Origin of the sequence: Streptomyces sp. FH025 (assembly GCF_017427025.1) — a bacterium.
In the GTDB taxonomy this organism is placed as follows: Bacteria; Actinomycetota; Actinomycetes; order Streptomycetales; family Streptomycetaceae; genus Kitasatospora.
On the sequence record NZ_JAFLNG010000324.1, the window covers coordinates 1 to 8,471 of the forward strand.

Annotated in this window: 8 protein-coding genes; 2 read left to right on the forward strand and 6 right to left on the reverse strand. The window is 71.2% G+C overall.

Annotation, left to right across the window (positions count from 1 at the left end):
* The first annotated feature begins 27 nt into the window (after positions 1–27).
* Positions 28–228: a hypothetical protein gene (locus J0670_RS22110; protein ID WP_207813392.1), complete on the forward strand. Its 201-nt coding sequence runs from the start codon at positions 28–30 to the stop codon at positions 226–228.
* A gap of 87 nt (positions 229–315) precedes the next feature.
* Here J0670_RS22110 and J0670_RS22115 read toward each other — a convergent pair whose 3' ends face one another.
* From J0670_RS22115 to J0670_RS22135, 5 genes are all read right to left on the reverse strand, one after another.
* Positions 316–1,335 (reverse strand): LacI family DNA-binding transcriptional regulator, encoded by a 1,020-nt coding sequence (locus J0670_RS22115; protein WP_207813385.1) that lies wholly within the window; start codon positions 1,333–1,335, stop codon positions 316–318.
* A 25-nt stretch (positions 1,336–1,360) separates the two neighbouring features.
* On the reverse strand, positions 1,361–3,076 hold the full coding sequence (locus J0670_RS22120) for a glycoside hydrolase family 13 protein (protein WP_207813386.1): 1,716 nt from the start codon (positions 3,074–3,076) through the stop codon (positions 1,361–1,363).
* A 55-nt stretch (positions 3,077–3,131) separates the two neighbouring features.
* Entirely contained in the window at positions 3,132–4,037 is a 906-nt protein-coding gene (locus J0670_RS22125) for a sugar ABC transporter permease (RefSeq protein ID WP_207813387.1), read from the reverse strand.
* A gap of 40 nt (positions 4,038–4,077) precedes the next feature.
* Positions 4,078–5,079, reverse strand: coding sequence for a carbohydrate ABC transporter permease (locus tag J0670_RS22130; RefSeq protein WP_207813388.1), 1,002 nt, complete (start codon positions 5,077–5,079; stop codon positions 4,078–4,080).
* Positions 5,080–5,172: 93 nt separating this feature from the next.
* A complete protein-coding gene (locus J0670_RS22135; RefSeq protein ID WP_207813389.1) occupies positions 5,173–6,450 on the reverse strand; it encodes an extracellular solute-binding protein in 1,278 nt (425 codons plus the stop codon).
* Positions 6,451–6,760: 310 nt separating this feature from the next.
* On the opposite strand from J0670_RS22135, the gene J0670_RS22140 reads away from it, so the two are divergent.
* Positions 6,761–7,261, forward strand: a complete 501-nt coding sequence (locus tag J0670_RS22140; protein WP_207813390.1) for a GNAT family N-acetyltransferase — start codon at positions 6,761–6,763, stop codon at positions 7,259–7,261.
* 6 nt (positions 7,262–7,267) lie between these two features.
* Here J0670_RS22140 and J0670_RS22145 read toward each other — a convergent pair whose 3' ends face one another.
* Complete coding sequence (locus tag J0670_RS22145) at positions 7,268–8,335, reverse strand: aldose epimerase family protein (protein WP_207813391.1); 1,068 nt, start codon at positions 8,333–8,335, stop codon at positions 7,268–7,270.
* Positions 8,336–8,471: the final 136 nt, after the last annotated feature.

Below are 8,471 nucleotides of genomic sequence, written 5' to 3' on the forward strand. Positions count from 1 at the left end.
GCTGCTCTGCACCCGAGGAGGAGTCACATGGCCCAGGTCACCGTCACGCTCGACGCCAACCTCGCGATCGACGCGATGTTGCTCTCCGGCACCAAGAACCCGCAGGACGCCGTCGAACTGGTCCTGCGCGACTACCTGGCCCGCGGCCGCCGCACCGAGACCCGGACCGGCGACGCGTCCGACGACCACCGGCTCGCCACGGAGCGCCCGACCGCCCAGGAGGGCTGACCGAGCGGACACGGGACGGGCCCCGGAGAGCAACCGCCCTCCGGGGCCCGTCCACCGGCCCTGCCACCGAAGCCCTGCCGCCGCGGCTCAGCGCGCGCAGGCCCCCGTGGAACCGCGCATCACCAGCTCCGGCTGGAACATGAACTCCCCGCGCTGGGCCGCGTTCCCGCCGACCTCCTCCAGCAGCGCGTCCACCGCCGCCGTGGCCATCGCCTCGACCGGCTGACGGATCGTGGTCAACGGCGGCTCGGTGAAGGCGATCAGCGGCGAGTCGTCGAAGCCGACCACCGACACGTCCTGCGGCACCGACAGCCCGCGCTGCCGCACCGCCCGGATCGCCCCGAGCGCCATCATGTCGCTCCCGCAGACGATCGCCGTGCAGCCCTTGTCGAGCAGCGCCCCGGCCGCCGCGTGCCCGCCCTCCACGCTGAACAGCGTGTGGTGGACGAGGTCCTCGGCCTCCTCCTGGCTGCGCCCGAGCACCTCGCGCATCGCCGCCGTGAAGCCCTCGACCTTGCGCAGCACCGGCACGTACCGCCGCTGCCCGATCGCCAGCCCGATCCGCTCGTGCCCGAGCTCGGCCAGGTGCTGGACCGCCATCCACATGGCGGCCCGGTCGTCCGGCGAGATGAAGGGCGCGTCGATCTTCTCGCTGAAGCCGTTGATCAGCACGAACGGCACCCCGCGCCCGGCCAGCCGGGCGTAGCGGTCGTGGTCGGCGGTGGTGTCGGCGTGCAGCCCGGAGACGAAGACGATGCCCGCCACGCCCCGGTCGACCAGCATCTCCACCAGTTCGTCCTCGGTGGACCCGCCCGGCGTCTGGGTGCACAGCACCGGGGTGTATCCGTGCCGGCTGAGCACCTGCTCGATCACCTGCGCCAGCGCCGGGAAGATCGGGTTGCTCAGCTCCGGCGTGATCAGCCCGATCAGGCCGGCACTGCGCTGGCGCAGCCGGGTCGGCCGCTCGTAGCCGAGCACGTCGAGCGCCGCCAGCACGGTCTGCCGGGTGGCGGCGGAGACGTTCGCCTTGCCGTTGAGCACGCGGGAGACGGTGGCTTCGCTGACCCCCGCCTGTGCCGCGATGTCTGAGAGTCGCGCCGTAGTCACGGTCCCAGAGCCTATTGCAACCACGTCAGACCGCCCACCAGCCGGTGCTGTCCGGAGCGAGCACCGTCTCGCCGCCGTCCACCACGAGTTCGGTCGAGCCGAGCAGCAGTCGGCCGGGCGCGGTGATCCGCACCGGCTCGCCGGTGGTGTTCACCGTGCAGACGAAGGAGCCGCGGCGGAACGCCAGGGTGCCCTCGGGGCCGTCCAGCCATTCGACCTCGGTGCCGGCGCCGAGGTCGGGCCGCGCCCGGCGGACGGCCAGTGCGCTGCGGTAGAGCTCCAGGGTGGAGGCCGGGTCGCCCGTCTGCGCCTCGACGCTCAGTTCGGCCCACTCGGCCGGCTGCGGCAGCCAGGACGGCCCGCCCGCCACCGGCCCGAAGCCGTACGGGGCCTCGGTGCCGGACCACGGGATCGGGACGCGGCAGCCGTCGCGGTAGCCGTCCTGCCCCTCCTGGCGGAAGAAGGACGGGTCCTGGCGGACCTCGTCCGGCAGGTCGGTGACGTCCGGCAGGCCGAGCTCCTCACCCTGGTAGATGTACGCCGAGCCGGGCAGCGCGAGCATCAGCAGGGTGGCGGCGCGGGCCCTCCGCAGACCCAGCGAACGGTCGCCGGCGGTGCGGATCTGGGTGCCGAGGCCGGGCGGGTTGGCGAAGCGGGTGGCGTGCCGGGTGACGTCGTGGTTGGACAGCACCCAGGTGGTGGGGGCGTCGACCGGGCGCATCGAGTCGAGCGAGAGGTCGATCACCTCGCGCAGCGCGGCGGCGTCCCAATCGGTGCCCAGGTACTGGAAGTTGAAGGCCTGGTGCAGCTCGTCGGGGCGGACGTAGTTGGCGGTGCGCTGCACGGTCGGGGTCCAGGCCTCGGCGACGCCGATCCGCTGGCCCGGGTACTCGTCGAGGATCCTGCGCCAGGCGCGGTAGATCTCGTGCACGCCGTCCTGGTCGAAGAACGGCATGACGTCGTTGCCGAGCAGCTTGAGCTGGTCGGAGCCGCCGAGGTCGGGCAGGCCGGCCGCCTTGACCAGGCCGTGGGCGACGTCGATGCGGAAGCCGTCGACGCCCATGTCGAGCCAGAACCGCAGGATCGAGCGGAACTCGTCGGCGACCGCCGCGTTCTCCCAGTTGAAGTCGGGCTGCTCGGGGGCGAACAGGTGCAGGTACCAGTCACCGGGGGTGCCGTCCGGGTTCTCGGTACGGGTCCAGGCCGGGCCGCCGAAGATGGACTCCCAGTCGTTGGGCGGCAGTTCACCCTTGTCGCCCTTGCCGGGCCGGAAGTGGTAGCGGTCGCGCAGCGGGGAGCCGGGGCCCTCGCGCAGGGCGCGCTGGAACCACTCGTGCTGGTCCGAGGAGTGGTTGGGGACGAGGTCGACGATGATCCGCAGCCCCAGCTCGTGGGCGTCCCGGATGAGGGCGTCGGCGTCCAGCAGGGTGCCGAACATCGGGTCCACCGCGCGGTAGTCGGCGACGTCGTAGCCGGCGTCCGCCTGCGGCGAGGCGTAGAACGGCGAGAGCCAGACCGCGTCCACACCGAGGTCGCGCAGGTAGGGCAGGCGGCTGCGGATGCCGGGCAGGTCACCCATGCCGTCGCCGTTGGAGTCGGCGAAGCTGCGCGGGTACACCTGGTAGATGACCGCGTCCCGCCACCAGCCTCTGGACGCGCTGCCAGTCACCGAAGCCAGGGCGGCCGCCTCGTGAGCGGTGTCGGCGGCAGGCCGGGAGGTGTCGGCCAGGTTCTGGGTCATGGACGGTATCCCTTGGGGACTAGAGGAGCGAGGAGCGCTACGACTTCGCGGCGCGTTACGACTTGGAGGCACCGGCGGTCAGGCCGGTGACCAGGTGGCGCTGCACCAGGTAGAAGAAGGCCGCGGAGGGGATGGCGATCAGCACGGCGGTCGCGGCCATCAGGTTCCACTGGGCGTCGTGCTCGCTGACGAAGGTCTGGAGGCCGACGGCCAGCGTGTACTTGTCGGAGCTGAGCATGAAGGTGGAGGCGAAGGGAACCTCGGCCCAGTAGGTGAGGAAGGAGTAGAAGGCGGCCACCGCCAGGCCCGGGCGGGCGAGCGGCAGCACCAGCCGCCAGAAGGTGCCGAACGGGCTGAGCCCGTCGACCCGGCCGGCCTCGTCGATCTCCACCGGGATGGTGTCGAAGTAGCCCTTCAGCAGCCAGGCGCAGTACGGCACGGTGGTGGTCGAGTAGACCAGGATCAGGCCGGTGTAGCTGTCCAGCAGGCCGAGGTCGGAGAGCATCGTGTACATCGGCACGATCAGCACCGCGATCGGGAACATCTGGGTGACCAGCAGCGACCACATCAGCGGCCGGTGCCCGGGGAACTTCATCCGGGACACCGCGTAGCCGGTGGTGGCGGCGAGCATGACGCCGAACACGGTGGTGACGCCGGAGACCAGCACGGCGTTGCCGAACCAGGTGAAGAAGTCGGTGTCGCCCAGCACGTGCTGGTAGTTCGACAGCGTGAGCTTGTCGAAGATCTGGCCGGGGTGGAGGTAGTCCGTCTTGTCCGGGCCGAGCGAGACGAAGAGGATCCACGCGACCGGGAACAGCGCGATCAGGCCGGCCACGATCAGGACGCCGTGGGACAGCGCCTTGGCCAGCGGGCTGCTCTCGCCGCGCGGACGGGCCTTGACCGGGCGGGCGGCCGGGGCCGCGGTCGTCGCGGGGGCGGGGCGTTCGGTGGTGGTGCTCATCGGGGTTACCTGCCTTCGTGGGTCAACTGGGTCCGGGGCCTCAGCCGTTGGCCTGCTCGTTGCGGGCGAGCCAGCGCCGGTAGAAGGCGGTGAAGACGATCAGGATGGACAGCAGGATCACGCCGTACGCGGCGGACTGCGCGTAGTCCCGGGGGATCTGGCCGAAGCCGAGGCGGTAGGCCCAGGTGACCAGCAGCTGGGCGTCGGGGGCGCCGGTGCCGAAGAGCAGGAAGATGACGTTGAACTGGTTGAAGGTCCAGATCACTCCGAGCAGCACGACGGTGGAGGAGACGGTGCGCAGCCCCGGCAGGGTGACGTACCGGAAGCGCTGCCACGGCGTGGCACCGTCCATCTCGGCGGCCTCGTACAGCTCGGCCGGGATCGACTGGAGGCCGCCGAGCAGCGAGATCATCATGAACGGCACGCCGGCCCAGGTGTTCACCGTGATCGCGGCGACCTTCTGCGCCCACGGGTCGGTGAGCCAGCCCGGCTCGGGCAGGTGCAGGGCGGAGAGCACGGTGTTGACGACTCCGCCGTCGGAGAGCATCAGGCGCCAGGAGAAGACGGTGACGAAGGTGGGGACGGCCCAGGGCAGGATGAGCAGCATCCGGTAGACGGCGCGCCCGCGCAGCTTCTTGTTGAGCAGCAGGGCGAGGCCCAGGCCGATGGTGTAGTGCAGGAAGACGCAGATGGCCGTCCAGGCGATGGTCCAGACGAAGTGCGACCAGAAGCGGTCGTACGAGCCGGGGCCCCAGAGGATGTCGGCGTAGTTGCGGAAGCCGACGAAGTCGTAGCTCGCCGGGATCTCGTTGACGCCGATCTTGCGGGCGACGTTGAGGCTGTTGGCGTCGGTGAGGGTGAGCCAGATGCCTTCGACGAGCGGGTAGAGCACCAGGGCGCCGAGCACCAGGACGACCGGGGCGATCATCGCGTAGGCGTACCAGTGTTTGGCGTAGGAGCGCTTGAGGCGTTCCAGCAGACCCGGGCGCTGATCGCGCTCCGGGCTGCCCTTGCCGGTGGCGCCCTGCACGGCGACTGACATCGTTTGCACCTTCTCGGGGGGAATTCTTCGGGGGGAATCCTCGGCGGAGCCGACCGCCCGGCCCGCCGGGATGGGCGGGCCGGGCGGCGGGGACTACTTGGCGAAGCCCGGCAGGAGCTTGGCGTAGTCGGTGGCGACGGTGTTCAGCGCGTCCTGGGTGCTGGTGCCCTGGACGGCCTTGCCCAGGTTGGTGCTGAGCGAGGCGAACAGCGAGCTGTACTCGGGCAGTTCGGGGCGCGGCTTGGCGCTGGACAGCACGGCCTGGAAGCCGGCGATGCCCGGGTCGGCCTTGACGTCGGCGGTGAAGGCGTCGGAGCGGGTCGGCAGGGTGGAGTTCTTCTGCGCGATGAACGCCTGGCTCTCGGCCGAGGTCATGAAGGCGGCGAACTTCTCGGCGGCGGCCTTGTGGGCCTTGTCGGCGCCGGCGTAGACGGAGATGTTGTGGCCACCGGTGGGGGCGGCCCCCTTGGCCGAACCGCCCGGGACGGCGGCGATGCCGAGGTTGTTCTTGTCGGCGAAGGCGGAGCCCTTGTAGATGTTGGTGATCTCCCAGGGGCCCTGGATGATCGCCGCGACCTTGCCGCTGTTGAAGGCGTCCATCATGTGCGCGTAGGCGTCGGTGGTGACGTCGGCCTTGACGGTGCCGGGCGAGGTGAACATCGTCTTGTAGGTCTCGACGGCCTTGGCGGCCTCCGGCGAGGTGATGGTGATCTTCTTGCCGGCGGCGTCGACGGTGTCGGTGCCCTCGCCGAACAGGAACGGCATCGCGTAGTAGCCGTCGGCGGCCTTCAGCCAGAAGCCGTCCACGCCGGCCTTGTCCTTGACGGCGGCGGCGTCGGTCTTCAGCTCGTCCCAGGTCTTGGGCGCCTCGGTGATGCCGGCCTTGGCGAACAGCTCCTTGTTGTAGAGCAGGCCCAGGGTGTCGGTCACCAGCGGCACGCCGTACAGCTTGCCCTCGTACTTGGCCTGCTGGATCAGGCTGGGCTGGAAGGCGGAGGTGTCGGCGGCGGCCGGGGTGCCGTCCAGCGGCTCCAGGAAGCCGGCCTTGGCGAAGGCGGCGGTCCAGCCGACCTCGGAGCGGAACACGTCCGGCGCGCCCTTGGCCCCCATGGCGGTCTGCAGCTTGTTCTGCGCCTGGTCGAACGGGACGTTGACGAAGTCGACCTTGATGTTCGGGTTGGCCGCCTCGAACTTCTTGACCAGTTCCTGGTAGTTCGGAGCCTCGTTGGTGGCGTTCGACGTGTCCCAGTACGTGAGGGTGACCGGGCCGTCGGCCTTGCCGTCCGAACCGGAGCCGCCGCTGCTGCCACAGGCAGCCATCGAGACCGCGAGGGCCGCAACGAGGGCAGAGGCCGCGATGCCACGCCGCATGAGAACTCCTAGGGAGGGTGGGGGGTGCCCGAGATGTTCGGAGACAGGCGCATAATGGCTGCCTCGCGCCGACCGCACCGTTGCCGCCGTCGGGCTCGGAAGGAAGTTAACAGCGGTGGAATCGCGACGGAAAGTTCTTGCAGCAAATTTCTGCAAGAAACGGCGATCGTTACGCCCGCGTGTCCTGGACGTAGCCGCACGGTAGTTGACAGCCCGGCGGAATGTCCGACTTCGCACCTTTCACCCTGATCTTCGGTGGCTGACGGAACCACCGTGCGTGGCCGGAACTCGCCTGCAGCAGACTGGACGCATGCGAATCAGAGCCGTCACCGAGGCCGAACTGCCGCTGCTGGGCGAACTGGAGCGGGCCGCCGGAGCCCCCTTCGCCGCGATCGGCATGCCCGAGATCGCCGAGGACGAACCGCCCGCCCCCGCGGAGCTGGCCCACTACCTGGACCACGGCGTCGCCCTGGTCGCCGACGCGGACGGCGCGATCGCCGGCTACCTGCTGGCCGAGCCGGTGGACGGTGCCCTGCACATCGAGCAGGTGTCCGTGCACCCCGACCACGCCCGCCGGGGCATCGGCCGGGCGCTGATCGAGCACCTCGCCGCCGACGCCGACGCCCCCGCGCTCACCCTGACCACCTTCGCGGACGTCCCCTGGAACGCCCCCTACTACGCCCGCCTCGGCTTCCGCCCGCTGGCCGACGCCGAACTCACCCCGGGCCTGCGCGAGATCCGCCGCAAGGAGGCCGAGCACGGCCTGGACCGCTGGCCCCGGCTCTGCATGCGCCGGGACCTCCACGCCTGAACCGCCCTACCGGTTGACCCCCAGTCGCAGCACGGTGGTCGAGCGGAACTCCTCCCCCGGTCGCAGCACCGTGCTCGGGAACGACGGGTGGTGCGGCGAGTCCGGGAAGTGCTGGGTCTCCAGCGCGATCCCGGCGAACGGCCCGTACGGCACCCCGCTCGCACCGGTGACCGCGCCCTGGAACTTGTTCGCCGTGTAGACCTGGATGCCCGGCTCGGTGGTCAGCACCTCCAGGGTGCGGCCGCTGACCGGGTCCTCCAGCAGCGCCGCCCGGGCCGGCCCGCCGTCCGCCGGCCGGGGGCGCAGCACCCAGTTGTGGTCGTAGCCGCCGGGCCCGGCCAGCTGCGGGTGCGCGTCGTGCACCGACTTGCCGATCGGCGTGGCGACGGTGAAGTCGAACGGCGTGCCGGCCACCGGCTCGGTCCGCCCGTACGGGATCTGCCGCTCGTCGGCCGGGGTGTACTCGTCGGCGTCCAGGGTGAGCAGGTGGCCCAGGACGTCCCCGCTGCCTTCACCCGAGAGGTTGAAGTAGGCGTGATTGGTCAGGTTGACGACCGTCGGTTTGCCGGTGACGGCGTGGTAGGCGATCACCAGCTCACCGGCCGCGTCCAGGGTGTAGGCGACGGTGACGTCCAGCGCGCCCGGGAAGCCCTGGTCGCCGTCCGGGCTGTGCAGCCCCAGCCGCACCCCGCCCTCGGTCTCCTCGGCCTGCCAGATCCGCTGCGCGAATCCGTCCGGCCCGCCGTGGATGGTGACTCCGCCGCCGGTCGGGGCGAGCGGGTGCCGCTCGCCGTCGATGGTGACCTCGGAGCCGTCGATCCGATTGGCGTACCGGCCCACCACCGTGCCGTAGTGCCGGGCCGGGCCCAGGATCTGCGCCAACTCGTCGGTCGAGAGGAGTAGTTGCGCGGTGCGCCCGGCCCGGTCCGGCGCGCTGAGGGTGTGCAGGGTGGCGCCGAGGGTGAGCAGGCTCGCCTCGTACGGGCCGGCGGTCAGCGTCCAGCGCTCGATCGCGGCGCCCGCGCCCGAGGGGTCGAGGGGTTCGCGGCGCACCCGGGTGGCCTCGCTCGCCATGGCCTGCTCCTCACTGGCGCGAGCGGCCCGCCGCCCCCGCCCGGTTCCTGGTCCGTCCGGGGGCGCCGAGGGCGGCCCCGTGGTGTCCGTCAGCCTAGCGAGGGAGACGGCGGCGGGGGCGCTCCCGCGACTCCGC

What these genes read in the sequence shown, in the direction of transcription:
- J0670_RS22130 (WP_207813388.1), bottom strand. Translation starts at nt 5,079, where the DNA reads ATGTCAGTCGCCGTGCAGGGCGCCACCGGCAAGGGCAGCCCGGAGCGC.
- J0670_RS22140 (WP_207813390.1), top strand. Translation starts at nt 6,761, where the DNA reads ATGCGAATCAGAGCCGTCACCGAGGCCGAACTGCCGCTGCTGGGCGAA.
- J0670_RS22120 (WP_207813386.1), bottom strand. Translation starts at nt 3,076, where the DNA reads ATGACCCAGAACCTGGCCGACACCTCCCGGCCTGCCGCCGACACCGCT.
- J0670_RS22145 (WP_207813391.1), bottom strand. Translation starts at nt 8,335, where the DNA reads ATGGCGAGCGAGGCCACCCGGGTGCGCCGCGAACCCCTCGACCCCTCG.
- J0670_RS22110 (WP_207813392.1), top strand. Translation starts at nt 28, where the DNA reads ATGGCCCAGGTCACCGTCACGCTCGACGCCAACCTCGCGATCGACGCG.
- J0670_RS22125 (WP_207813387.1), bottom strand. Translation starts at nt 4,037, where the DNA reads ATGAGCACCACCACCGAACGCCCCGCCCCCGCGACGACCGCGGCCCCG.
- J0670_RS22135 (WP_207813389.1), bottom strand. Translation starts at nt 6,450, where the DNA reads ATGCGGCGTGGCATCGCGGCCTCTGCCCTCGTTGCGGCCCTCGCGGTC.